The organism is Haladaptatus ordinarius (genome assembly GCF_054177595.1).
The window spans coordinates 1-25,195 of record NZ_JBPEHH010000062.1 but is presented as its reverse complement, the minus strand read 5'-3'; the positions used below and the strand labels follow the sequence as shown (position 1 = coordinate 25,195).

The following is a 25,195-nucleotide window of genomic DNA, read 5'->3' as shown; positions in this document are numbered from 1 at the left end:
AGAGCGAAGTCAGCAGCGATGTAATTGCATCCGGGGAGAGTCTCATACAACCTCCCCTTCGCTCTACGAGTTCAGGTAGCCGTCGGCTTGCGATTTAGCCTCTTAACCGAATACGAATGATGGCGTCCCGATCGCGGTCAAGGATCTGTTCGATTTCAAAGCCGGTGTCCGGAACACGATGGGGTCGAAACCGTTCGAGTCGTTCGTTCCGGACCAGTCTGCGACCTACGTGGAACGTCTCGAAGCGGCAGGTGCGATCGTGGTCGGTAAGACCAACACACCGGAGTTCGGACACAAGGGGACGACCGACAACCGAATCATCGGTCCGACGAGTACGCCGTTCGACCTCGACCGGAACGCTGGTGGCTCATCTGGCGGGAGTGCGGCCGCGGTAGCCGACGGTATCGTTCCGATAGCGCAGGGGTCTGATGGTGGCGGATCGGTTCGTATCCCTGCGTCGTTCTGTGGGGTGTACGGATTCAAAGCGTCTTTCGGACGAGTAGCACAGGCGATTCGTCCCGACGCGTTTCTCACACACACGCCGACAATCCACGCCGGGCCGCTCACGCGCACCGTCGAGGACGCCGCGGTGATGCTCGACGTGATGACTGGTCCACATCCCCGCGACCCGCTCAGTGTGCCCGACGAGAACCCGGACTACCGGGGAGCAGTCCGTCGGGGTATCGAGGATCTGGACATCGCCTACAGCCCGACGTTCGAGGTCTTCCCGGTCGACGAGCGCGTACGAGACGTCACCGAGGATGCTGTCGGTGCCTTCGAGGAGGCGGGGGCGACGGTCGAAACGGTCGAACTCGACATCGAGCGTTCACAGCGGGAACTTGCCGACCTGTGGCTCCGTGAAATCGGGACGTTGTATCACTCCGCGGTAGAGGGCTTCAAAGACGAAGGAATCGACCTGCTGGGTGAGCACCGGGACGAGCTCTGTCCGGAGTTTGCCGACCTACTCGAAGAGACACAGGATATGAGCGTCGTCGAATACAAGCGCGACGAACACGTGCGAACCGAGGTGTACGACGCGATCCAAGACGTTTTTCTCGAACACGACCTCCTCGTGACGCCGACGCTCGCGGTTCCCCCCGTCGAGAACGAAGACGACCCGGATACGCAGACGGTCGGCCCGACTGAAATCGAGGGTGAGTCCGTCGACCCACTCATCGGATGGTGTCTCACCTATCCGATCAACTTCACTGGTCATCCTGCTGCGTCGATTCCCGCCGGCCTGACAGACGACGGTCTCCCCGTCGGCCTGCAGATAGTCGGCGACCGATTCGCCGATACGGACGTGTTAGCCGCGAGCGGGGCGTTCGAACGGGTACGCCCGTGGCACGACAGCTATCCGTCGCGATAAGTGTCCGTTCGACGGCTGGCAGTCTCCCCTGTTCTCTCTCGGACGTTCGCTCGTTGAATCTACGGTACCACACGTCGGAGAACCGACAGCAGACGATACGGAATCGAGTTCCGTTCGTAGTGTCGCCACCCGCGAATTCCGCCGGAGAGCGTCTTCGCGTCGAAATCTTCCTCGTCGAGATACGACGTCGCACGTTTGGCGACGACGCCCGCCTTGCAGACCGTCACGACCTCGGCGTTCGACGGAATCTCGTCGACGTGGGTTTCGAACGCCTCGGTGTCACCGCTGCGCAGGTCGTGATAGACCGGTGCGTTGTGACTTCCGTCGATGTGTCCCGATTGGAACTCCTTGCGCGGTCGAATGTCGAGGATGTACGGGTCGTCACCCTGTTCCAGTCGGTCGCCGAGTTCGCTCGGGCGAATCTTTCCCATCGTGTTCGAAGTGGGACGGGAGCAATTAACGCGTGTCGTTTTTCCGTGACGGGCGATTCAACCGTCGGTGCTGTCCAGCGAGAGCACTCTTCGGCGACGGATACGTGTCGCGGTTCGAAAAAATCTTCGGGAGCGGTTCCGTCGCTCACCCGAATCGGAGCGAGACGCCCGACCCGTTCTCCGGATACTCCCAGCTGACGTTGTTGTACGGGCAGGCGAACCGACACGACCCACACTCCAGACAGTTCTCGTAGGCGATGACTGGGATGCCGTCCTCACCTTTTCGCCAGACGTCCGCCGGACAGACCGTCGTACACTCGTAGGTGTCACACCGCTCGTCACAGACGCCCGGCACTTTCACGTCGAGGTGGGACTCGCCAGGGTCTTCGTACTTGACCGTGTAGAGTCGGTCTTCCATCGTCTCGTTCTCGATATCCGGTACGCCGGGCCGACTCTTCGCTTGGCTCTTGCTCATGATAGCATCCTCCGGTACTTCCACGCACGTTTCGCCGCTCCACGCCACCCGCCGGCGGCGTCGAGCAGGGTGTCTTTCGCCCGCTCGGTGTGGGTTTCCTTCTCGGTGCGGTCGACCTTGAAATACTCCGCCTCGGCGTTCGCCAGCGCCTCCGGCAGGTCCGAGAACAGGAACTGGCGGTCCTCGGCGAGTACCGTCTGGAACCAGTCGTACCGCTCTAAGTTCTTCACGACGAAGGAGTTCGCCAACTGCGTCTCATATGATCGGAGTGCCGCGGCGTCGGACCGTCCCCTCCCCAGTGCCTTCGCGATGGCGTGACCGGCGTGGTAGCCGCTCTCGACCGCCATGTTCGTCCCTTCGAGGTGGACGCCGTTGTTGAACACGAGACCGGCAGCGTCGCCGACGATGACACCACCGTCGTGCACGAGGTCGGGCATCGCGTCGGCACCGCCCTCGGGGATGGTGTGTGCAGAGTATTCGACCAGTCGCCCGCCGCGGACGAGGGGTGCGACCGCCGGGTGGGATTTGAACGCGTTCAGCGTCTCCTCGGGGGTCTGTCCGACGGCGGCGTCTTCGATGCTGTATGCGACGCCGACGCTGACGCTGCGCTTGTTGGTGTAGATGAACCCGCCACCGACCGCGCTGCCGACCGCACCTTCGCCGAAGTAGTTGTACGCCACGCCGGCGTCATCGGTGAGCCGGAATCGTTCTTCGATGGTGTCACGGTCGAACTTGAGCACCTCTTTGACCGCCACTGCGACGTCCTCGCGCTGTGGCCGCCGTTTCAGCCCGGCTTTCTCGCTGACCAGCGAGTTCGCACCTTCGGCCAGCACCACGACCGGCGCGAGCAGACGCCCGTCAGGCCGGTCCGTCTCGACGCCGATTATCTTCCCCCGTTCGCGACCCGTCGCATCGGTGTGGCTCGCCGTCTCGTCGTCTCGGACGAGACCGGTGACGGTCGTCTCGGTGACGAGGGTCGCTCCGGCCTCGACCGCCTGCTCGGCGAACCACTCGTCGAAGTCGGCACGAAGCACGGTGTACGAGTCGTTGTGTGGCTCCTCGCGCCACGCGCCCGGTCGCATCGAGAGGGCGGTTTCGTCCGCCTCGCTCAGCATACTGTAGCGTTTCTCGGCGACGTATCGTTCGAGGGGCGCGCTGTCGAGGTCGGCCAGGTCGCGGATGGTGGGCGTGTACAGCACGCCACCGAACATGTTCTTCGTACCCGGCGACGACCCGCGTTCCAGCATGATGACGTCGAGTCCTTCACGGGCCATCGTCAGCGCGGCGGCGCTCCCTGCGAGGCCAGCACCCACGACGATGGCGTCGAATTCGTTGTCGTAGTTCGGTGTGTCGGTCATGGCAGTACCTCCGCTTTCCGCGTGCGTTCGTCTCGGACGAGTTCGGTGAGCGTCGGACAGACCTCGAAGAGGTCGCCGACGATGCCGTAGTCGGCGTGTTCGAAGATGGGGGCGTTCGGGTCGTCGTTGATGGCGACGACGATTTCGCTGTCGTTCATCCCCTCCAGGTGTTGAATCGCACCGCTGATGCCGCAGGCGACGTACAGTCTCGGTCGCACAGTCTTGCCCGTCTGGCCGACCTGTCGGGCCGATTCTATCCAGCCTTCGTCGACCGCTTCGCGGCTCGCGGCGACCTCGCCACCGAGCGCGTCGGCGAGGTCACGAATCGGCCCGAAGTCGCCGTCCGCACCCGCCCCGCCAGCGACGATGACGTCCGCGTCGGTGATGTCGGTCACGTCGCCGACCACGCGCTCGACGACGCGAGAGAGCGCGTCGGCTTCGCTCACGACGCATTCGACGTGTTCTATCTCGCCGGTTCGGCTCTCGTCGGGGGCAGCGGCGTCGAACACGCCGGGCCGAACCGTGGCCATCTGTGGCCGGTGGTGTTCGCACTTGATGGTCGCCATGGCGTCGCCGCCGAAGGTCGGTCGCTTGGCGAGCAAGAGACCGTCTTCGTCCACGTCGAGTTCGGTGCAGTCGGCGGTCAGCCCGGCGTGGGCCGGAACCGCGACGCGCCCGGCGAAGTCCCGCCCGGTGTGCGAACCGCCGATGAGCACGATATCGGGCTTCCGTGACTCGACTAGCGTCCGGAACTGGGTTCCGTAGGGGTCGGCTCGGTACGGCTCGAAGACGGGGTCGTCGGCCACGAGCACCCTGTCGGCACCGCGAGCGATGGCTTCCTCCGCCACCGAATCGACGTTTTCGCCTATGACGAGCGCGACGAGGTCGTATCCGTTCTCGTCCGCGAGTCGGCGCCCCTCGCCGAGCAGTTCCCACGACACTTTCGCGACGTCGCCGTCGTGTTGTTCGACGAACACCCACACGTCGGCGTACTCTTCGACGTTGATGTCGGGCATTCAGACCAGCTCCTCGATTCGACCGAACAGTTCGTCGGGTGAGTCTACCATCTCCCGTTCGCGTTCGACCGGCGACGCGGTGTCCATGCCGCCGACCTGCGTCGGGGAGGCGTCGAGACCGACCTCGTCTTCCACGCCGATGTCGCTTGCAGACCACTGCTGCGGTTCGAACTCGGTTTCGGCGTAGATTTTCCGGTGTAACCCGGCGGTTCGTGGCTGGTTCTCGCCGAACTCGTAGGCGACCACGACCGGGAGCTTTGCCGCGACGCGCTCGTAGCCACCCTCCACGTCTCGCGTCGCGACGAGTTCGCCCTCCTCCGGTCGCGGTTCGAGGGCGTTCGCGTAGGTCAGTTGCGCCCACTCGTTGTGGGCCGCGATGCCCGGCGGCACCTGCCCGGTCGAGGAGTCGGTACTCTCCTCGCCGCAGACGACCACGTCGGCGTCCAGTCGTTCGGCGGCGCGCGCGAGCGCGAGGCTGGTCGGCCACGTGTCGCTCCCGGCGAACGCTTTGTCGGTCAACAGCACGGCGTCGTCAGCGCCGAGCGCGACCGCCACTTTCAGGACCGCTTCGGCCCACGGCGGTCCCATCGTGAGCGCGGTGACGGTTCCCCCGACTTCGTCGCGGAGTGCGAGCGCCGCTTCGAGCGCGTTCCAGTCGGGCTTGTTCAACACGGCCGCCGCGTCGGCGCGGTTGAGCGTCCCCGTGTCGGGGTCGATCGAGACGTCGTCCGCGTCCGGCACCTGTTTGACGGGGACGACAATGTTCCATGTCTGAGTCATATGTCTTGAGTGTGTGTCGGTAATGTCGATGTCGCTACACACCGGAAATTGACGCTACCGGATAGTAAACGCCGAACCCAATTCCCACCGGGCGGGAATCTTCGTACCTCGCCGTCTCCGGTATCGCCGACTTCCCACCGGGCGTCCACGAACCGTCCCGGTAGGTGTCGCTTGACTCCCGTCTGTCGTGGCACACGCGGGTCATACTCTTGGGACCGTGCATCGTTTCGCCGACGACCGATGACGACCCAGAAATCCAGTGACGAGAGGACGGTCTCGTCCAGAACGCCGCCTGCCTGTGACCGCTGTGAAGAACGCGCGACGGTCGAGGTGATCTGTACGCCCATCGAACGCTCGCCCGGCCCACCGTTCGAGGCGTCGGCGACCACTACTGGCCTGTGTCGCGACTGTCTTAACCAGTTTCGTGCCGACCCCGACCTCTCGTTCGGGACGCTCTTCGAACGGTCGTCGATACAGCGCTGTATCACGGTGAATCGATTGTAGCGCCCACGTCGCGTCGGTGTCGCGCCCGTTCAAGTTTCGAACGCGCGTCGCGTCGTCGACCGCTTCTCGTTAACACGCCCCAGCCTGAGGTGTGCGAACACGTTCGTAAAACCATTTCTACGTGGGGGCCACTTTGGAACAACAAGAGTACGATGCTCCCGAACACGAAACCGACACGCCGTCACGTATTGAAGACGACCGCTGCCGCCGCCAGTCTCTCGCTCGCCGGCTGTCTCGGCAGTGACGAGGGGAACGACTCGGACGGGAAGACGACGGACGACGGGTCGTTCGGCGACTGGTTCGAGAACGTTCCCAACTACGACGGAACCGTGGACGAGACCGGAAAGAAGGAAGTTCGCGTGACGGTCGGCGGTGACGCGAACAACGCACTCTCGTTCGAACCCGCGGCGATTGCGGTATCGACTGGAACGACCGTCGTCTGGGAGTGGTCCGGCAAAGGTGGGGTCCACAACGTCGTCGATACCGACGGCGCGTTCGAGAGCAAGTTGACCGCAGAGAGCGGCTTCACGTTCGAACATACGTTCGAGGAGACCGGAACCTACCGGTACTTCTGCGAGCCACACCGGTCGATGGGGATGAAAGGCGGCGTTCAGGTCGAGTGACGACTCACCGAAGCGCGTCCGAGACGAACCAATCGACGATTCTTTCTTCGGCCCGATGGAGGATGTCGCTCGCCGTGGCCTTCGAGATGTCCATGGACGCCGCCACGTCGGTCAACGTCGCGCGTCGGGGCGTCTCGTAGTACCCATGTTCGACTGCCGCGAGGAACACCTGACGTTGGCGGTCGGTCAGTATTTCGTCGGCGTCGCTGTCGCCGATGCGGCGAATGGAGTCGATGTCGAACCGGATACCGGCGGAGTCGAGTCGGTCGCCGAGCGCCGAGAGACGACCGTTCGACGTCGTCAGCTCCCAGCTCGCGGACCCGTCTGCTATCTCGAAGGGCGTCTGTAGCGGGACCCCGACCTCCCAGACCGGGTCGAGCAGGACGGGATTCGTCGTCTCGACCTGTAACAGCGCCCGTTCTTCCTCTTTCCAGAGCAGTTCGAGGGCCGTGATGTCCTCACAGCGTTCTATGTCCGCGAGAATCGAAACGGGGTTCTCGGCCGTCAGTTCGACGAGAGCGACGCTCGATTCGTCCCCCGTCAGGACGGTGACGACCTGAAACGTGGACGCCGGGTGAGCGGTCGAAACACGACCGATCCAGGTGTCTTCCGGAATGGTGATGGTGAAGTTAGCTCGTGGCACTCGGTTTCCTCCGTACCGCGACGTACGGCCCCCACGAGCAAAGTGACGGTTCCGAACATGTTCGAACAGCACCCACTCGTTCGCGCGAACCGTTACCCGTCGGAGGCGGCAACGAACGGACACGAGAGGTCATCACACGCATGAAACTACGAAACGCGTTCTTCGTCATGGCGGGATTGTATCTGACGGTCGGACTCCTGGCAGTCGTTGGCAAACTCGCCGTCGGCATCGGCGTCGTCGAACCACTTCCGCGCCTTCGCTGGGTGTTGATTCACCTGGTCACCATCGGCGCGATGACACAGGCGTTGTTCGGTGCGCTCCCGCACCTCGTCGGGAGCGTCGGCGGTTTGACCGGTCGGCTCTCGTCTCGACTGCGCTGGTCGCAGTGGCTCTCTCTGAACGCCGGCTACCCGCTCGTCCTCCTCGGGATGGCGACCGGTTCGACGGTGGTGGCGGTCACGGGTGCGACCATCGTGCTGTTCGCGTTGGCGCTCCTGATGGTCTCGGTGGCCCGCGTCGGTACCGATTCGACGTCGGGGGGACTGGTTCGATACTACCGCGTCGCGCCGTGGTTCCTCGTCGTCGGTCTCCTCGCGGCGTTCGGCATGTTGCTCGACCTCCACGGTCCCGGCGGCTATTTCGGCTCCCTGGAAGCCCACGTTCACGCGAACGTCTGGGGGTTCCTCGCGCTCGTCGTCGCCGCGACGCTCCTGTATCTCGTTCCCGCACTGGCGGGCACGGAACTCCGGTATCCCCGTCTGAAACGGGTCACGTTCTGGGGAGTGACCATCGGTGCGGCCGGTCTCGTCTCGGGACCGTGGTTGGCCACGCACGTGCTGACGTTCACGGGTCTCGCAATCTACCTGGTCGGAACCGTCGCGCTGCTGGCGAACGTCGTCGGGACGGTCCGGAGCGGTGGGTGTCGGAAAGACGCCCGCGTGGGCCACGTCCTCGGCGCGTACCTGTGGCTCGTCTTTCCGGTTCCGTGGGCCCCGTTCGTACTCTTGTTCCCGAGCGTCGTCCCCGGACAGGCCATCGAAACGGCAGCCATCAACGGGCTGGTCTTCGGCTGGATGCTCCAGTTGGCGATGGCGTTCTTGCCCACCGTCGCTCGCGCGTTCGAGGACGCACGCGACGGCTTCGTGGACGTGAGGAGTGCAGTCGAATCGAGCGCAGACGCTCCGTCCTGGGCGGGCGTCCTCGGCATCAACCTCGGGATGCTCGCGCTGTGGGGGACGGCGCTTCCGGCGCTCTCGGCCGTCGCGGAGACGCTCGGCGTCGTCGGTTTCGCGCTCGTCGCCCTCTCGTGGGCGGCGTTCGTCTACCGCCTCTGGCGGACACTCGTCGACGACCGTCCACACAGCCGACGTGCCGAACCGACCGACGCCGACGCGTCGCTCGGCGACTGAGAATTGTTCTTCAGTTCGGGACTCGCGTCCGGAGAATCCACGTCTCCGGGTTCCGCTGTTCGACTTCGAACGTCTCGAACGCCGCCCGCGGGTTCGAGGCGTCGGCGAGGTCGGCGAGGTAACTCCGAACGGGGGCAGGGTCGCGGTCGCTCACGAGGACGAACTCCTCGCCCGCTTCCCGGGCGGTGAACGCCCGTTCGACGCGCTCGTGTCGTTCGTTCGGGGGCACGTCGCGCAGGTCGACCGCTCCGTCCGGCACCGGGACGTTCCAGATTTCGTCCAGTCGGGATTCGACGCGCTCGGCGAGCGAGTGCATCTCGTCCGGGACGGCGCCGGGCGTCGGCGTCGTCTGGAGGTCGCTAGTGAAGGGAAGTCGGGCCAGGTCCGGCGTTTCGAGCGAGTCGAGTGGTGACTCGTCGGGGAAAAGCGAGTGGTCGTCACCGCAGGACGGGCAGGTGAACGTCTCCATGTTCACGACGGTGCCGAGCACCGGCACGTCGTTCTCCCGAAAGAGCGCGATGCTCCGCCCGGTGTCCGTGACCGCGGCGTGGAACGGCGTGGTCACGACGACGACGCCATCGACCGGCACCTCCTGGAGCGTCGTCAACACGATGTCGCCCGTTCCCGGCGGGAGGTCGACGACGAGCGTCTCCCGGTCTCCCCACGCCGTCTCCTCGAACAGTTCGGTGAGCGCGTCGTGGGCCATTGCCCCGCGCCACGCCAGCGGTGCGCCCTCTTCCATGAGTCCGACGCTCATGACTTCGAGTCCGTTCGACTCGATGGGAAGCGGGTTCCCGTCGTCGTCGGAGTACACCGGCCCGCCGATATCGAGCAGGGACGGGACGTTCGGCCCGTGGATGTCTGCGTCGAAGAGACCGACCTTTCCATTCTCCGCGAGTGCACACGCCAGATTGACGGCGACCGTCGACTTCCCGACGCCGCCTTTCGCACTCGCCACGGCGATGACGGTGTCGACGTCTTCGACGCCGGTCGACCGTCCTTCGGTCGACGGCATCGCGTGTTCGACGTGCGCGCTCTCGACGCCGTCGACCGTCGAGACGGCGCGCAGGAGCGTCGAGACGAGGTCGTCGCTGTCCCGTGGCTGGAAGTCGGAGAGGTCGGCCTCGACGGTCACGTCACCGTCCTCGATATGGAGATCTTCGACGATTCCGGCGTCGAAGACGTCGATGTCGAGGTTCGGGTCTCTGACTTTGCGCAGTTCGGCTTCGATTCGCTCGGCGAGATTCGATTGGTCCTGAGACATCAGTCGTTCGTGGTCATAAATCCGGCTGCCGATTCAATACGTCTTCGCCCGGAAGTGCGGTCGTCATCTGGTCCAGCGGGCCGCCGAACTGTCGGCGGAACGTTCCCGGGTCGACCGTGAGCGCTCGTCCGGCGGTGTTTTTCACTATCTCCGGTTCGTCGTCGTTGCTCGCCATCTTCCGCAGGACGCCTTCCGCACGCTCGTCGTCGATTCCGCCCAGCATGTGTGCGACCCACTCCCGAACGCGCTCGCTCGGGTCGTCGGCCAGTTCGAGCAGGAGGTCGAGTGCGTCCTCGCCACGCAGTTTGAACAGCGAGATGGCGGCGTTTCGACGGACGGCGTGGTGGTCGTCTTCCAACCCCTCCTCGATGCGGTCGACGTAGGCCTCGCTGTCGAGTCGGTCGAGGGCGACGAACGCCTCCGCCCGAACCCACGGGTCTTCGTCGTAGGTGATGGCGACGGCACCGTCTTCTGCTCGCTCGCCGCCGAGTTTTCCGAGGGCTTCGACCGCGAACTGCCGAACGTCGTCGTCGTCGTCGAGGCGCCCCGCCTGCAGCAACGCGTCCACGACGACGTCCGACCGGCGTTCTTCCGCGAGTGCGAGCGCCGCGCGACGTCGCTCGACTGCGTCGCCGGTCGTCAGCGCTTCGAGTTTCGTCGCCGCCGACTCGTCGACCAGCGGCGTCACGTCGCTCGCCGCGAGTTCTCGCTGTGACGCCTCGCCGATGGTGATGTCTCGACTGACTTCGATGTCGGACAACCCCTCGGGATGCTCGCCGAAACCGGGGCTCTGTTCGGGATGGACCTGCGGGTCGGTCGGCCCGTCGGTCGCCTCCTCGGGGTCTCTCACGTCGCGTCACCTCCCGCGGGTGAGACGAGGAGTGCCAGTCCGAGGACGACAGCGATGGTTCGCGGAATCGTCGCCGGCACGCCCGCGACCAGCAACAGTCCGGCCCCTATCCCTCTCGTCGTTCGCTCCGACCGCAGTCCGCTCAGCGCAGTGACAGTTCCGCCGCCGACTCCGGCGACGATGACCGGAAGCGACGTTCCGACGGCGGCGAGGCCGACGAGCGTGGCCGCTCCGGTCACGAACGGCGCGTCGAGTCCGGCTTTCAGGACGAGTCCGGCGACGACGCCGCCGACCGCCCACTCCGGCCAGCGAGGCCGAACGAACACCGGCGTGCAGGCGATGCCGAGCAGTGCGAGCGTCGAGCCGGTCGAGCGCAGACCGACCGACAGGACCCCCATCGCACTCCCGAGCGAGAACACGGCGGCGAGGAGCACGCCCGACACGACTGCCCAGTGGCGAATCGCTCGGTACCCTCGCGGTCGGCCGAGTCGGGACCCGACGGCGAGGGTGCCCCCGCCGACGATGGCGACCAGCGCGGGAACCGCGACGGCTGGTGTGAGTGCGGCGAGCGTCCCGAACACCGCGACGAACAGGAAGCCCGCCCGTTCGAGTTCGCGGTCGGCCGCCACCGCGAGCACGAACGCGGCGACCGCAGGGCCGAGCAGTGACAGCGTCGCGATGGCTCCCGACAGGTCGGAGACGACGGCCGGCATCGAAACGGGCCCGTTGCGCCCGACTCGAATCGCACTCATCGACCCGGCGGCGACGAACGCGAGGAGTCCGGCGGCCACCTCGGACGACACCGGCGTCCGGTCGCCGACCGTCTCTGAGAGGTCGGCGACCGGACGCAAGAGGGCTACTAGCCCGCCCTCCGTTCGTCCGCTCATCCGCCCCCTCCATCGAGTCGCCTCGCCAGGTCCTCGGTGTCCGCCTCGGCGAAACGTTCGAGGAGCGTGGCGAGCGTGCCGTAGAACTCGGTTCCCGGTTCCTCGGCCAGTTTGTCCGCGACGCCCCCCGCGACGACGCGGAGGTGCCTGTCGAGGAAATCGAGGCGAGCGGCGGCGACGTCAGGGTCCACCGCCGCCTCCCGGCGACACAGGTACCCCAGGAATTCGAGTTCCAACCGCAGGTGGTCGTGGTTGTCCCGGTCGGAGTCGTCCACGCCGAGACCGAAGTACTCGTACGCCCGTGCGAGGTCGAGGTTGACGTCGTTCCACGAGACCTCCGACCGGTAGGTGGACTCGTACAGTGGCACCGGTGGCCCCTGTGAGGACATCGTCCCGTCCGTCGGGTCGAGCACCTCGGAGAAGCCGATGACGAACAGGTCGTTGTACCGCGCCGCGAGCGTGTCGTAGTCGTCGTCGGTCGTCAGCGACGGAAATTCGATCGAGAGACCGCTCGCTTCGACCAGCGACTGGAGTTGTGCGTCGAGCGTGCCGTCGTCGAGTACGGCGTAGAACTCCTCGTCGGGGTGTTCGAACGCCCGTGCGAGCAGCGCGTACACGCCGCCGCGGGCCGCCGCACTCGTCTCGATTCCGTCGTCTTCGCGCCACTCCGTCGCCGTTCGCGCGTCGGTCAGGGTTTCGTCGGTCATGAAATCACGTCCTCCGAATCGCGGACGCCGTCACGAGCGCGACCACGACGATGGCGAGTCCGGCGACGGTCCAGAGGATGGTCTCGAACGGTGCGCCGGACGGTTCGGGTCCGAGCGCGAGGTGGTGCCACTCGCTCACCCCTTTCCGTCCCGACCGTTCCATGTTCGACCCGTTCCAGACGCCGAAGGCGACGTCCACGTTCTCTCGGGTCGTGAACTCGGTTCGGTTCGCGTTCCCGCTGCGGAGGTCACGCTCGACGACCAGCGACCAACTCCCGTTCTGATAGCTCTTCGTCGTCTGGACGCTCGCGTTGTCGAAGGCCGTCGTCGTGCTCGGTCCGCCCGCGAACAGCTCTTCGGTTCCGACGTTCGCGCCCCAGTACCAGACGTTCACCGGATTGCTCGTGCTCCCCATCGAAATGGCCGGGCGCTCGCTGGTGTTGACGGGGAACTGGACGGCGGCGGCGTCCGCGAATCGACGCGGCCCCTGCGTTCCCGAGTCGTTGGTCGCGTCGTCCCACGTGAGCCGGAGGTACAGCGTCTCGTCGGTTCTCGCGGCCTGGACGTGTACCTCTTCGACCGACGTCTCATTCGCGTTCGGCACCGAACTCGGTGCGCTCGAAAGCGGCACCCGCGCCTGTGGCACGTCGTCCCACCCGTCGGCGGTCGGCTTCGAGAGCGAATCGTCCTCTACGGTCTCGACCGGTATCTGGTTCGCTGGCCGCCCCTGGATGAGCGTCGGCACGGTCGCGGAGACGAGCACCAGACAGAGCGCGAGGACGGCGACCGCCGTGGCGGTTCGCTCACGCACCGTCGAACACCTCCAGCCGATACTGTTTCGCCGGGTTCTTGGTCGTCAGCATGTCCATCAGTTCGCTCGACCCGCCGCGTCGAACCTTGTCGCGTTCCTTCTCGATGGTGTCGAGCGCCTGGTGGACGCGGTCGCCGAACAGCTCTTCGAGATACTCGCGGGGGATGCGGTCGGCGTCGACGCTCTCGCCGTCCTCGGAGTGCTGTGGCGGCGCGAACGGCGGGATGTAGTAGACGTTCGGCTCGGTTCGGTACTCGGGGTGGAGACGGAGCGCGACGCCCCACTCGTTCACCAGCTTGTGGATGGGTCCTTTCTGGTCGTCGAGGAAGCCGACGAGTCGGAGCTGTGGCGGACAGTCCGCGGCACAGGAGGGCGGACGAACTTCGTCGTCGGGCCCGTCGCCCTCGATTCGCGGGTAACAGAAGATACACTTCTCCGAGGTCTTCGAAACCGCGTTGTAGTACACCTTCTTGTACGGACAGCCCTCGACGCAATACCGGTAGCCGCGACATCGTTCCTGGTCGATGAGCACGATACCGTCTTCCTGTCGCTTGTAGATGGCCTTCCGGGGACACGCCTCCACACAGGAGGGGTGCGTACAGTGGTTGCAGATGCGCGGCAGGTAGAAATAATAGGAGTTCGGGAACTCGCCCGCGCCCTGGTCTTCGTCCCAGTTCGGCCCCCACTCCGGGTCTTTCCCCTGGGGGCGAAGCGGCTCGTCGCTTCCCTCGAACATCACGGCGTTGTGGTTGAACTCCCACGCGCGACCGTAATCTTCCTGCGAGGGGAGTTCACCGTCGTTGTACTTGCCGTGGGCTTCGTCGTGGGCTTGCTCGCGCGATTCGAACCCGCCACCCTTCTCCTCCCAGTTGCGGGGGTAGCCCTTGCCGGGTTTCGTCTCGACGTTGTTCCAGTACATGTAGTCGCGCCCGCCGCCTTCCGTCCAGTTGGTCTTGCAGGCGACGGTACACGTCTGGCAGCCGATACACTTGTTCAGGTCCATCACCATCGCCACCTGGTGGTCGACCCCCTCCGCGAGGTGGACGTGGTGGCCGTCCTCGCTCTGGGTGGTGGTGCCGTCGGAACTCATCCGCTCTCACCTCCCTCTATCTTCTCGACTTCGACCCTGACGTCGCTGTTGACGCCGGTCGGCCCCCAGTAGTTAGGGAAGAAATGCAGGTGTTCGCCACTGTCCTCCGGGTATCGAACGAGTTGTGTCGGTTTCATGTACATTGGAACGAGCGAGTTGAAGTTGCTGCGACTGGGGAACTGGAACTTCTCCCACGCGAAGTACATCCGGGCCGTCCCCGGCTCTCCGCTCGGGTATATCTTCGCCTGTAACTCGACTTCGTCGAGTTCGTTGTGAACCTTCACGGTGTCACCGTCCTCGATGCCCCGCTCTTTCGCGTCGTCGGGGTTGAGATACAGCGCCGGTTCGCCGCGCTGGAGACGAAGCAGTTTCTCCACGTCGCGCCACGTCGAGTGAATCGACCACCGGCCGTGGGGCGTGTTGTAGCGTAACGGGTACTTCTCCGGGTCCTGTTCGTTCTCCGGGCGTTTGTGCGTCGGCAGTTCCTCACCGAGGTCGAGGAACCAGTCGTGGTCGATGTAGTACTGCTGGCGACCGGTGAACGTCGGCCACGGCTCTTTGTCCTGGACGAACCGCTTCCAGGGGGTGTAGGCCTTGCCCTCCTCGACGTCGGAGGTCCAGTGGTCGCCGGCGGTCAGGAACCGCTTTGGCTGGTCGTCGATGCCGTCGAACGTTATCTGTTCGTCGCTGCCCTCCGGGTTCGTCTCCTCGGAGTGTTCGAGGATGTACTCGCAGGCGGCTTTGTCCCCGCGCAGCGCGCCCGCTTCGTCGTTCGACCAGTCTCTGACGTAGTCGTCGTGAATCGACTGGAGATCTATCTGTCGGTCGAACTTCCGGTCGGAGACCGGTTCGACACCCCGTTTCGTGGCGAGTTCCTGTATCTTCTGGGCGAGTTCGCGGAATATCTGCCAGTCGGATTTGGCCTCACCGAGCGGTTCGACGGCGGGCGTGAACGGGTGGACGTACGTGTGCATGTCCGTCATCGAGAGGTCGTACTTCTCGTAGTGGCTCGCCGTCGGGAGGACGATGTCGCTGTAGAGGGCGCTCGAGTCCATCCGGAAGTTGATGTCCACGACAAGGTCGAGTTTAGGCCAGAGTTTCTCCTCGACGGCGACGTTCCCTTTCGCCTGGTTGAAGTAGTTCCCCCGCCAGATGAACATCATCTTCGGGTCCGGCCGACTGCCGTCCTCACGCTCTTCGGGATATAGCGGCATCCACTCCTTCTCGATGGCCTCTCTGATGCGGCCTGCCGTCTCCTCGTCGGTGTTGTCGAGGATACCGGCGTGGTAGTACGTCCACAGCGTCGTCGGGACGCCTCTGACGCTCCCGGTGGGGAACGACAGCGTCTTCCAGCCGTGGAAGGTCCATATCTTCTCCTGGCCGACGTAGTGGTCGAGACCGGTTCCCTGCCTCCCGAGGTTGCCGGTGAGCGTCACCAGCAGTTGAATCGCCCGGTTGCCGAGGTCGTTGTGGTACCAGTCGTTGACGCCCTTGCCGTGGATAATCTTCGCACGCTCGACGTTGGCGAACTCGCGAGCGACCTGCTGATGAGTTTCTTTCCCGACGTTGGTCTCCTCGTTGATATACTCGGGTGTGTACTGCGAGAGTTCGTCCCGGAGGCGGAGCCACACCGTCCGAACTCGAACGTCCCCGTCGTCGGTAGACACCGTTCGGTCCACGTCGAGTTGCGGGTCGAACTCGAGTTCGATGCTCGAATCGGGGTCGTACTCGCCGGCCCGGTTGCCGAGCGACCCCGGCGCGACGTGCAGACTCCCGTTCGCGTCCTGCATGAGGAACTCCTTTTCGTTTCCGTTGCCGACGTCGGACGCTCGCAGGAACTTCCCGTTGTCCTCCCGAACGAGGAGCGGCATGTCGGTCTGCTCTTTCAGGTGTGCCTCGTCGTAGAGCCCTTCGTCGACGATGGTTCGAGCCATCCCGAGCGCCAGCGCCGTGTCGGTGCCCGGTTCGGGCGAGAGCCAGTCGTCACAGTGGATGGCCGTCTGCGAGTAGTCGGTGAAGACACCGACGCGTTTCGTTCCCTCGTAGGCGGCTTCGAGGAAGTATTTCGCGTCCGGAATGCGGGTGACGTTGACGTTCGACCCCCACGCGATGATGTAATCGGCGTTGTACCAGTCCGCACTTTCGGCGTTGTCGGTCTGCACGCCCCACGTGAGCGGTTGTCCGGGCGGCAGGTCCGAGTACCAGTCGTAAAACGAGTGGCTCACTCCGCCGAGCAGGTTGACCAGCCGAGAGCCGCCGGCGAAGGAGACGGGACTCATCGCCGGAATCGGCGTGAACCCGCTGATGGCGTCGTAGTTTTCCGCCTTCACCTCTTCGATGACCTTCTCCGCGATTTCGGTCAGCGCGTCGTCCCACGAGATGCGTTTCCACTTCCCCTCGCCACGGGCACCGACGCGTTTGAGCGGGTATTTGATGCGCTGTTCTGCGTTCACGTAGTCGGTGTAGCAGGCCCCCTTCTGACAGCCACGGGGGTTCGGGTCGGGAAGCGACTCGTCGAATCGCGGGTAGTCGCCAGCCTGTTCTTCGCGCCATATCTGGCCGTTTCGCACGAACACCTCCCACGAGCAACTGCCGGTGCAGTTCACGCTGTGTGTGCTCCGGGCGGTCGTATCCCAGTCCCACTGCTCGCGGTAGAGGTCCTCCCAGTCGCGGTACGGATAGTCGCCGATGGGGTCGTCTACGACCTCGAGTCCGTCCATGCTGAGGAAGTCGTCTGCGAGGCCTGCGCCGGTCGCGCCGGTCGCCGACGCGAGCCCGATTCCCTTCAAGAAGTCGCGGCGGGCGACGCTCCCATCGTCTGTCGAACGTTGCTCTCGTCTACTGTCGTTTTCTCCTCTCATTGTTCGTAATCGATAAAGACCGTTAGTAGCGCGATACAGACGCCGAGCGCGCCGACCGCGATACCGGTGGGTGTGCTCCCCCCGATGTCGAGACCGACCGCGACGAACGCGACGCCGAGTAGTTTCGTCAGTTGGTCGAACCGTCGATACTGGCCCTCGGAGAGGGCGACCGACCACCCGGTCATTCGTCCTCACCGCCCGCATTCGATTTCGTCTCCGACGGCGTCTCGGACCCTCCTCCAGTCGGGACGCCACCGTCCTCGGCCGGCGTGGGGGTTCGTCCCGACGGTTCGTCGTCGGCGAAGCCGCCGAGCGTCGCGTACGTGATAGCGCCCGCGAGGAGCGGTCCGACGAGCATGGCAAGGAGGAGGCCCGTCGTCGTCGCGTCCGTCGTCGTCCCGACGAGTTCGGCGAGGATGTTGTTCATTCCGGCGATGGACGCTATCATGACGAAGACCACGCCGGCGATGCCGACCGCAGTCTGCCACGGTCGGTCGAGTGGGTTCGCCGTGAAGTGTGTCGGGTCCTCCTGTCGGTCGATGAACGGCCAGAGGAACACGGCCGCGAAGACCAGACCGGGCAGGAAGATACCCCCGATGAACTCTGTGTTGACGTGGACCCCGAAGACGGTGAACCCGAGCCAACCGGGAATTACCTTCAGGAAGCCATACAGCCACATCAGGAACCAGTCGGGCATGATGAGACCGGGCGTCGTGGCCGGGTTGTTCGGGCCGTACTCCGCGATGTTGTGGACCGGGAGAAATCCAGCTAGCAACGACAGCGTGGCGAGCGTGAGGAAGAACACCACGGCGCTCACCGCGGCCTGATTCGGAAACGCCGGCAGGCCGACGACGACGCTGTCGTCGTCTTTCGCCACTCGCTGGGCTCCGGCAACGTCGGACTCACGCGCCTTCTCGGTGTGCTTTTGCCGGATCAGGATGGTCATGTGAACCGCGATGAGACCCCCGATGACGACCGGTAAGAGGAAGACGTGAAGGAAGTAAAATCGCGGAATCGTCGCGCTGGACGGGAACTGCCCGCCGAAGACGAGTTTCGCCATGGTCTCCCCGACGAGGGGAACCGACAGCGCCAGGTTGTAGCCGATGCCGGTCGCGGTGCTGGCGAATTCGTCGAAGGGAAGTGCGTACCCGGTGTACGCCGCGAACATCGAGGTCAGCGCGAGCCCGGTGCCGACGACCCAGTTCGGTTCCCGCGGGTTGCGGTACGCCCCGGTGAAGAAGACGCGCAGCATGTGCAGCGACATCGAGGCGATGAACAGGTGTGCGGCCCAGTGGTGCATCCGCCGTAGCAACATTCCGAAGGGTACGTCGTACGTGATGTGGAGGACGCTCACGAACGACTCCGGTAGCTCCTGGCCCTGGTACTGTTTGACGCTGCCTTCGTACGCGACTTCACTCGTGCTGGGTTCGAAGAAGAACCCGAGGAACGTCCCCGTCAACACGAGGACGAAGAAACAGAACAGTGCGACCTCACCGAGGAGAAAGGAGTCCTCTGCGGGGAACGCCTTTCCGAGGAACGACTTGGCGGGGTCGAGGTCGAACCGAGAGTCGAACCAGCCGTAGACTGAATCGAGTCGACTCATCACTTGCCCCCCGGCCCGACCGGTGCGATGAAATCGCCCGTGGCGATGAGATTGCCGTTACTCGATAGGGTGAGCGGGAGCTGCGGGAGTGGACGCGGCGGTGGGCCGCCGACGACCTTCGCACCTTCCTTGAGGGCGAATTTGCCGAAGTGACACGGACAGACCGCCGCGTCCCCTTCGTGTTCCGACACCATACATCCGGCGTGCGTACACACCTTGGAGTAGGCGGCGTAGCCGCTCACGGTGAACTCTGTTTTCGTGTCGCCGCCGTACTGGTCTTCGGGGTGTCGAACGAGCAGGGTCGGTGCCTTCTCGATTCCCGGCCGTGGCTCCGGGAAGACGGTCATGAACTCGCCGTTCTTGAGTCGATTCTCGGTGATGTACTCGCCTGCCTCGTCGATGAGTGCGACGCCGTCCGAGTAGACCGGTCCGGTGTATTTCCGTTCGAAGACTTTGGTCAGTCCGGCCAGCGGCGCGGCAAGGCTCCCCATCGCGGTGAGTCCACCCATGGTCGCCAGTATCTTGGCGTAGTCGCGTCTGACGAGTTCGCCTCGTGTATCCGAGAAGATGCTCGGTCGTTCGGCACTGCCGCCTCCACAGCAGTCACACGTCGAACAGTCGTCGTCTGACCCACCCATGTCAGTGGCCCCTCCGTTCGGCGACTTCGACGTGGGGCATGAACCACGCGTAGTAGGCGACGGTCAGGGCCGCGAGCGACAGGAACATCCCGGCGGCGTACACCCCGAAGTACTGCGTGCGAGCGAGCGTGAGGTACTCCCCGGAAAAGAGCGCGGCGAACGTGATTGCCAGGATGGTCAGCGCGCCCATCACGACGATTCCCTCTATCGAGTCGGAGGCGTCGTGGAACTCGACGACCCACCGTGAGTCCGAGTAAAACCACGGGAGGCCGACTTTCCCACCGTCGGTCACGACGGCGTCGCTGTGGTCGTCCGGACGGACGGCATCGTTCATAAATCGGTGTGTCGCAGTCAGCACGCCGAGGAGACCGAACAGCGCCACCCAGACGATGACGCCGACCTGACTCGGGGAGAGTTTGTTCGGCGTGTCGACGAACCCGGCCAACGGTCGCATCTCCGTTACACTCTGGTCGATTTCTATCTCCTCTGCTGGCGGTTCTCCGTGTAGTGCGATGTACCACATGGGGAGCAAAACGGCCAACAGTAGAACCATAATAACGAGTATTTGTCGTTTCATTGTAGATCGTTACTGCCTGGTCTCGGTGTTGTCAGCAGTTGATACGTCCCCAGTCCAGAAGCGACGTCTTCGTTTCACCTCGTCACTCGACGTCAATCGTGCCTCCGTCTGCGAACTAGGAACCGTATGTAGAAAGATGAGAGACCCAAGCGGGTAGGTACTACCCCCAAAGAACTTAGGGTATTTATTACGAGTACGGAGAATAATTCGGGACGGTTACGTAAGAATTTTGGTTAGAGGGGAAACACTAACGCCCAGAGAAGAGAGCGACACTACCATGCCAGGAGGCATCCACGCACAGGTCAGCGTCAACGACCCCACGGCGTGTCTCGTCACCGCCATCAGTGAGGATGCGAGAGTCACTTCCATCGCTCGAAGCGCCACTGCCTTCGATTCTCTCGATACGACCGTCGAGTTCACGCTGGAGTCCGAGTGTGACGATGTCGGCCGGGCAGTCCCCGACGAGATGAGCGCCATCTTCGAGTACGAGTCGAAGTCGGTCTTCCGGTTCTCCAGCCAGGGCGACGACTGCCCCTGTGACCACGTGGAGAGACACGCCTGTCCCATCCGCGATGCGCACGCCGAACACGGTCGGGTCGTACTGTCGTTTATCTGTCCCGACGTGAAGACGCTCCAGTCGATCGTCGAAGATCTCAAGGCGAACTACGACTCTGCGACGGTCCAACAGCTCACACAGACGACGCCGCAGGAAGACAGTTCGTCGCTCATCTTCTTCGACAAGAGCGAGTTCACCGGGCGACAGTGCGAGGTGTTGCGCACGGCTCACGAGATGGGGTATTTCGAGCATCCGAAACGAGCGAACGCCGGCGACGTCGCCGAGGAACTCGCCATCGCCACGCCGACGTTCGTCGAACATCTCGCGGCGGCACAGTCGAAACTTCTCGACCAGCTGTTGGGTCAGTGAAATCCGACCCCGGCACGGAGAAAGACCCGGAGTTTCGACCGCTTTCGGTGACGTGGACCTCCTCGCAGACTACCGGGGAAACGGACGGTGTAGCCGAATTTTTTTGGCGTCTCCTTTCCTCGAACGCTGTATGTATCCCGTCTCCCGCTATCTGAGCATCGACGCCACCGAATCGCCGACCATCACAGTCGACGGCGACCTCGTCTTCCTCGTCAACACGACCGGCACGCCCCAGGTATGGTCGCTCGATTCGCCGAACGAGTGGCCCGAGCGTCTCACTGGCCACGACGAGCGCGTCTCGTTCGTCTCGGCGTCACCGACTCGCCCGGAAGTCGTCTTCGGCATGGACGAGGGTGGGAACGAGCGCGACCAGCTCTACCGATACGACCTGACCGACGGCACCGAAACCGAACTCACCGACGCTCCCGAGGCGATACATCTCTGGGGGGCGTGGCGTCCCGACGGTGACCGCATTGCGTTCGCCGCGAACCGCAGGGAACGCGATACGTTCGACGTGTACGTCAAGGACCGCGACGCGACCCAGGCGTCGCTCGTCCACGAGGGCAAAGGGGGATTTCTCAGCGTCGAAGCGTGGGGCGAACCGGGCGTCGTCCTCTCGAAGGCGAACGCCAGCTTCGACCAGAACCTCTACTACCTCGACCCCCAGACGGGCGACCACTACAGGATAACCGACGACACCGAAGCCCGATACGAAGACGTTCAGTTCGGTCCCGACGGCGACCTCTACTGCGTGACGAACTTCGAGACCGACACCACCTACGTCGGCCGGATCGACCTCGAAGATGGAACGCACAGCGTCATCCTAGACGGCGGCGAGTGGAACGTCGAACGGCTCGCCGTCCACCGTGAGACGGGACGCGTCGTCTGGAGTCGAAACGTGGACGGGTACTCTCAGGTCGCCGCTGGCCACCTCACGAACGACGGCGAGGGCATCGAGTCGTTTCCCGACCCCGACCTCCCCGAGGGGGTCGTCTCCGAGGTCGGCTTCGGCCCCGATGGAGAGCGGTGTGCCCTCGCGCTGAGTCGGAGCGACGACCCGAAGAGTGCCGCCGTCCTCACGCCCGAGACGGGTGCGGTGGAGCGATGGACCGACTCCGGGACGGTCGGTATTCCTCGCAGTTCGTTCCGCGAACCCGAGGTCGTCCGGTACGAGTCGTTCGACGGTCGGGAGATTCCCGCCTACTGGACGCTCCCGTCGAACGCGAGGCCGGGCGAGACGCCCGTCATCGTCGACATCCACGGCGGCCCCGAACACCAGCGCAGGCCGTGGTTCTACCCGATGAAACAGTACTATCTCCAGCAGGGGTACGCCGTCTTCGAACCGAACGTTCGCGGGTCGTCGGGGTACGGTGCGGCGTACACCCACCTGGACGATGTGGCAAAACGAATGGATTCGGTGCGGGACATCGCGGCGGCGGTCGAATGGCTCAACGAGCGAGACGCGGTCGATTCTGACCGCATCGTCGCCTACGGTCGCTCCTACGGCGGGTTCATGGTGCTCGCGGCTATCACCCGCTATCCGGACCTCTGGGCCGCCGCCGTCGATTTCGTCGGCATCGCGGACTTCGTGACGTTCCTCGAAAACACCGGCGAGTGGCGTCGGTCGCATCGCGAGCGAGAGTATGGGTCGCTCTCGGACGACCGCGCCGTCCTAGAAGATATCAGTCCCATCCACGACGCCGACCGCATCGCCTGTCCGCTGTTCATCCAGCACGGCGCGAACGACCCCCGCGTTCCCGTCGGCGAGGCGAAACAGATAGCCGAGAAGGTTCGTGAACAGGGTGTGCCGGTCGAGACGTGCGTCTTCGAGGATGAGGGCCACCACACCACCTCGCGGGCGAACCTCATCGAGGAGTTCGAGCGAATCACCGCCTTCCTGGACGAGCACGTGTGACCGACGTCGACCGCGTTCGTTGCGTCGACGACGCGACTATCGTTTAAACTCTCCCCGGTCGTACGACCTGGTATCAGATGCCTCGGAAAACGTCGCGGATGTTGGTGGTCCTGGTGGTGCTTCTCGCTGGCTGTTCGTCGCTCGCGCCGGCACCGAGTGAACAGACGACCACCACGTCGACGGTCACGCAGAAGACCGAATACCGGGTGACGGTCGTGGAAGTCGTCGACGGCGACACCTACAAAGTCCGATTTCGGAGCGGGGTGGTCGAGAATGTCAGACTGCTCGGCGTCGACACGCCCGAAGTCCACGTCGAGAACGACCCCGACGAGTTCGAGGGCATCCCGACCACCGACGACGGTCGTGCGTGGCTTCGGGACTGGGGACACAAATCCAGTGAGTTCGCACGCACGAAAGTCGATGGAGAGACGGTGACGATACGCACCGACCCGCAGGCAGACCGTCGCGGGAGCTACGGACGGTTGCTTGTCTACGTCTACGTCTCGGATGGGAAGTCGGTCAACGAACTTCTCGTCGAACAGGGGTATGCGAGACTGTACGACACCCAGTTTAGCCAGCGGGCGGAGTTCGCCCGCGACGAACGATACGCCCAGCGAAACGACGTCGGCCTCTGGAACTACGACGGGCCGAGCGAGACGACCGGGACCGTCGGGTCGTCGCCACTGGTCGTCTCGGCCGTCCACGCCGACGCCGATGGTAACGACCACGAGAACCTGAACGACGAGTACGTCACGTTCGAGAACACGGGCGAGCGCGCCATCGACCTGACCGGGTGGCAGATTCGAGACGAGGCCGGATACACGTACACCGTCCCGTCCTTCACGCTCGGAGCGGGCGAGTCCGTGACGCTGTACACCGGGCGTGGAACGAACACGGCTACGGAACTCTACTGGAACCGCGATAGCGCCGTGTGGAACAACGGTGGTGACCGAATCGTCGTCACGACCGCGGACCGCGAGACCGTCGTTCGGCACGAGTACGGCAACTGACCGTCGTTCGAGGACTGGTTTTGTTTCTCGACCCGCCATCGGACGCCTCGGCGTCGGCGAGTCGGACCCGACCGTATTTTTATTGGCTCCGATGACGTACGATAGCACATGTCACAGGACGACGCGTTTCCCGAATCGGACGTTCCGGTCGACTCCCTCGACCCCGAGCGGCTGGCAGAACGTATCGACAGCGGTGACACGGTGACGATACTCGACGTTCGTGCCGAATCGGAGTTCGACGACTGGCACATCGAGGGCGAGAACGTCGACATCGAGAACGTTCCCTACTACGACTTCATCGAAGGCGTCGACGACGACCTGTTGGCGCAGGTTCCCCAGACGGACCGACTGGTGGTCGTCTGCGCGAAAGGCGGGGCCAGCGAGTACGTCGCGGGCCTGCTCGAACAGGAAGGACGTGACGCGGTCAACCTCGCCGACGGAATGAACGGGTGGGCGAGCATCTACGAAGCACGCGAGGTCACTCGCTACGACGGCGCGGGAACCGTCCTTCAGTACCAGCGCCCGTCGAGCGGTTGTCTGGGATACCTCGTCACCCACGACGGAGAAGCCGCCGTCGTCGACCCGCTCAGAGCGTTCGCGGCGCGATACCTCGACGACGCCGACGAACTCGGCGTCGAACTCGCGTACGCCCTCGACACGCACGTCCACGCCGACCACGTCAGCGGCGTCCGCCGACTCGCCGAAGAGGGGGTCGAAGCGGTCTTGCCGGAACCGGCCGCCGCACGCGGGGTAGCCGACGAACGCGAGTTCACGACCGTCGACGACGGCGACACCCTCTCGGTCGGTGACGTCGAAATCGAAGCGCGACACACCCCGGGCCACACCTCGGGAATGACGTCGTATCTGATTGACGGGAGCGTACTCCTGACGGGTGACGGACTGTTCACGGAGAGCGTCGCGCGCCCCGATTTGGAAGAGGGTGCGGCGGGGGCACCCGAGGCCGCCCGCGAACTGCACCGGACGCTCCACGAGCGGATTTTCGCCTTACCGGACGAGACGACGATTGCACCCGGTCACTTCGGGCCCGGCGCGACACCCGCGGACGACGGGACGTACACGGCACGACTCGGGGCGCTTCGCGAGTCGATGGCCGTGCTCTCGATGGAGCGCGACGAGTTCGTCGAGTTCATCCTCTCGGACATGCCGCCGCGGCCGGCGAACTTCGAGGACATCATCGCCGTCAACCTCGGCCAGCGAGACGTGGACGACGAGCGCGCCTTCGAGTTGGAACTCGGGCCGAACAACTGTGCCGCGACGGCCGACGCCACGGGTGACTGAGGCTTCGTTATCTTGTGGTAGCGAGAAAACGCCGTGCTTTAGCGCGGGGTTGAATCGCGTTCGTTTAGCTGGGCATTTGCACGTGTGTCGCCCGGCTGTCTGTCCTACTTAAGCGGTCCGTCGGTGTCCAAGGCCTTCGCGCCTTGAATC

Annotated in this window: 25 protein-coding genes; 8 read left to right on the top strand and 17 right to left on the bottom strand. The window is 64.3% G+C overall.

Features of this window, described 5'->3' with window-relative positions:
• Window positions 1-130 precede the first annotated feature (130 nt).
• Window positions 131-1,369 (top strand): amidase, encoded by a 1,239-nt coding sequence (locus tag ACR3FF_RS18695; RefSeq protein WP_458189631.1) that lies wholly within the window; start codon window positions 131-133, stop codon window positions 1,367-1,369.
• Between the two features lie 59 nt (window positions 1,370-1,428).
• On the opposite strand, the gene ACR3FF_RS18690 is transcribed toward ACR3FF_RS18695, so the two are convergent.
• From ACR3FF_RS18690 to ACR3FF_RS18670, 5 genes are all read right to left on the bottom strand, one after another.
• A complete protein-coding gene (locus ACR3FF_RS18690; RefSeq protein ID WP_458189629.1) occupies window positions 1,429-1,800 on the bottom strand; it encodes a rhodanese-like domain-containing protein in 372 nt (123 codons plus the stop codon).
• 145 nt (window positions 1,801-1,945) lie between these two features.
• Window positions 1,946-2,275, bottom strand: a complete 330-nt coding sequence (locus ACR3FF_RS18685) for a ferredoxin family protein (RefSeq protein ID WP_458189628.1) — start codon at window positions 2,273-2,275, stop codon at window positions 1,946-1,948.
• The gene (locus ACR3FF_RS18680; protein ID WP_458189627.1) at window positions 2,272-3,633 is read right to left on the bottom strand and encodes an FAD-dependent oxidoreductase; all 1,362 of its coding nucleotides are present in this window, start codon (window positions 3,631-3,633) and stop codon (window positions 2,272-2,274) included. The genes ACR3FF_RS18685 and ACR3FF_RS18680 overlap by 4 nt, the downstream gene beginning before the upstream one ends.
• Complete coding sequence (locus tag ACR3FF_RS18675; RefSeq protein WP_458189626.1) at window positions 3,630-4,649, bottom strand: electron transfer flavoprotein subunit alpha/FixB family protein; 1,020 nt, start codon at window positions 4,647-4,649, stop codon at window positions 3,630-3,632. The genes ACR3FF_RS18680 and ACR3FF_RS18675 overlap by 4 nt, the downstream gene beginning before the upstream one ends.
• Window positions 4,650-5,429, bottom strand: a complete 780-nt coding sequence (locus tag ACR3FF_RS18670; RefSeq protein WP_458189625.1) for an electron transfer flavoprotein subunit beta/FixA family protein — start codon at window positions 5,427-5,429, stop codon at window positions 4,650-4,652.
• A 240-nt stretch (window positions 5,430-5,669) separates the two neighbouring features.
• On the opposite strand from ACR3FF_RS18670, the gene ACR3FF_RS18665 reads away from it, so the two are divergent.
• Entirely contained in the window at window positions 5,670-5,933 is a 264-nt protein-coding gene (locus ACR3FF_RS18665) for a hypothetical protein (RefSeq protein WP_458189624.1), read from the top strand.
• A gap of 152 nt (window positions 5,934-6,085) precedes the next feature.
• Window positions 6,086-6,556, top strand: coding sequence for a halocyanin domain-containing protein (locus ACR3FF_RS18660; RefSeq protein WP_458189623.1), 471 nt, complete (start codon window positions 6,086-6,088; stop codon window positions 6,554-6,556).
• Window positions 6,557-6,560: 4 nt separating this feature from the next.
• Here ACR3FF_RS18660 and ACR3FF_RS18655 read toward each other — a convergent pair whose 3' ends face one another.
• Window positions 6,561-7,199 (bottom strand): helix-turn-helix domain-containing protein, encoded by a 639-nt coding sequence (locus ACR3FF_RS18655; protein ID WP_458189622.1) that lies wholly within the window; start codon window positions 7,197-7,199, stop codon window positions 6,561-6,563.
• A gap of 140 nt (window positions 7,200-7,339) precedes the next feature.
• Here ACR3FF_RS18655 and ACR3FF_RS18650 point away from each other — a divergent pair, with 140 nt between their 5' ends.
• On the top strand, window positions 7,340-8,608 hold the full coding sequence (locus tag ACR3FF_RS18650; protein WP_458189621.1) for a hypothetical protein: 1,269 nt from the start codon (window positions 7,340-7,342) through the stop codon (window positions 8,606-8,608).
• A 10-nt stretch (window positions 8,609-8,618) separates the two neighbouring features.
• Here ACR3FF_RS18650 and ACR3FF_RS18645 read toward each other — a convergent pair whose 3' ends face one another.
• Genes ACR3FF_RS18645 through ACR3FF_RS18595 form a run of 11 tightly spaced genes read right to left on the bottom strand, consistent with a single transcriptional unit; the run spans window position 8,619 to window position 19,896 of the window.
• A complete protein-coding gene (locus ACR3FF_RS18645) occupies window positions 8,619-9,875 on the bottom strand; it encodes a P-loop NTPase (protein ID WP_458189630.1) in 1,257 nt (418 codons plus the stop codon).
• 10 nt (window positions 9,876-9,885) lie between these two features.
• A complete protein-coding gene (locus tag ACR3FF_RS18640; protein ID WP_458189620.1) occupies window positions 9,886-10,722 on the bottom strand; it encodes a HEAT repeat domain-containing protein in 837 nt (278 codons plus the stop codon).
• The gene (locus ACR3FF_RS18635; RefSeq protein ID WP_458189619.1) at window positions 10,719-11,609 is read right to left on the bottom strand and encodes a DUF8068 family protein; all 891 of its coding nucleotides are present in this window, start codon (window positions 11,607-11,609) and stop codon (window positions 10,719-10,721) included. The genes ACR3FF_RS18640 and ACR3FF_RS18635 overlap by 4 nt, the downstream gene beginning before the upstream one ends.
• Complete coding sequence (locus tag ACR3FF_RS18630) at window positions 11,606-12,316, bottom strand: molecular chaperone TorD family protein (RefSeq protein WP_458189618.1); 711 nt, start codon at window positions 12,314-12,316, stop codon at window positions 11,606-11,608. The genes ACR3FF_RS18635 and ACR3FF_RS18630 overlap by 4 nt, the downstream gene beginning before the upstream one ends.
• Before the next feature lie 4 nt (window positions 12,317-12,320).
• On the bottom strand, window positions 12,321-13,127 hold the full coding sequence (locus ACR3FF_RS18625) for an ethylbenzene dehydrogenase-related protein (protein ID WP_458189617.1): 807 nt from the start codon (window positions 13,125-13,127) through the stop codon (window positions 12,321-12,323).
• A complete protein-coding gene (gene narH, locus ACR3FF_RS18620) occupies window positions 13,120-14,217 on the bottom strand; it encodes a nitrate reductase subunit beta (RefSeq protein ID WP_458189616.1) in 1,098 nt (365 codons plus the stop codon). Before narH ends, ACR3FF_RS18625 begins: the two co-directional genes overlap by 8 nt.
• A complete protein-coding gene (gene narG / locus ACR3FF_RS18615) occupies window positions 14,214-17,078 on the bottom strand; it encodes a nitrate reductase subunit alpha (RefSeq protein ID WP_458189615.1) in 2,865 nt (954 codons plus the stop codon). The genes narH and narG overlap by 4 nt, the downstream gene beginning before the upstream one ends.
• The gene (locus ACR3FF_RS18610; RefSeq protein WP_458189614.1) at window positions 17,075-17,263 is read right to left on the bottom strand and encodes a DUF8120 family protein; all 189 of its coding nucleotides are present in this window, start codon (window positions 17,261-17,263) and stop codon (window positions 17,075-17,077) included. The genes narG and ACR3FF_RS18610 overlap by 4 nt, the downstream gene beginning before the upstream one ends.
• Window positions 17,260-18,681 carry a cytochrome b gene (locus ACR3FF_RS18605; protein WP_458189612.1) on the bottom strand — a complete coding sequence of 474 codons (1,422 nt, stop codon included), beginning with the start codon at window positions 18,679-18,681 and terminating at the stop codon, window positions 17,260-17,262. Before ACR3FF_RS18605 ends, ACR3FF_RS18610 begins: the two co-directional genes overlap by 4 nt.
• Window positions 18,681-19,319, bottom strand: a complete 639-nt coding sequence (locus ACR3FF_RS18600) for a Rieske (2Fe-2S) protein (protein WP_458189611.1) — start codon at window positions 19,317-19,319, stop codon at window positions 18,681-18,683. Before ACR3FF_RS18600 ends, ACR3FF_RS18605 begins: the two co-directional genes overlap by 1 nt.
• Window position 19,320: 1 nt before the next feature.
• Entirely contained in the window at window positions 19,321-19,896 is a 576-nt protein-coding gene (locus ACR3FF_RS18595) for a hypothetical protein (RefSeq protein WP_458189610.1), read from the bottom strand.
• A 277-nt stretch (window positions 19,897-20,173) separates the two neighbouring features.
• Between ACR3FF_RS18595 and ACR3FF_RS18590 the strand changes: the two genes are divergently transcribed.
• From ACR3FF_RS18590 to ACR3FF_RS18575, 4 genes are all read left to right on the top strand, one after another.
• The gene (locus ACR3FF_RS18590; RefSeq protein WP_458189609.1) at window positions 20,174-20,821 is read left to right on the top strand and encodes a helix-turn-helix domain-containing protein; all 648 of its coding nucleotides are present in this window, start codon (window positions 20,174-20,176) and stop codon (window positions 20,819-20,821) included.
• Window positions 20,822-20,951: 130 nt separating this feature from the next.
• On the top strand, window positions 20,952-22,736 hold the full coding sequence (locus ACR3FF_RS18585; RefSeq protein WP_458189607.1) for a S9 family peptidase: 1,785 nt from the start codon (window positions 20,952-20,954) through the stop codon (window positions 22,734-22,736).
• Between the two features lie 77 nt (window positions 22,737-22,813).
• Window positions 22,814-23,746 (top strand): lamin tail domain-containing protein, encoded by a 933-nt coding sequence (locus ACR3FF_RS18580; protein WP_458189605.1) that lies wholly within the window; start codon window positions 22,814-22,816, stop codon window positions 23,744-23,746.
• A gap of 108 nt (window positions 23,747-23,854) precedes the next feature.
• On the top strand, window positions 23,855-25,045 hold the full coding sequence (locus tag ACR3FF_RS18575; RefSeq protein WP_458189604.1) for an MBL fold metallo-hydrolase: 1,191 nt from the start codon (window positions 23,855-23,857) through the stop codon (window positions 25,043-25,045).
• Window positions 25,046-25,195 lie beyond the last annotated feature (150 nt).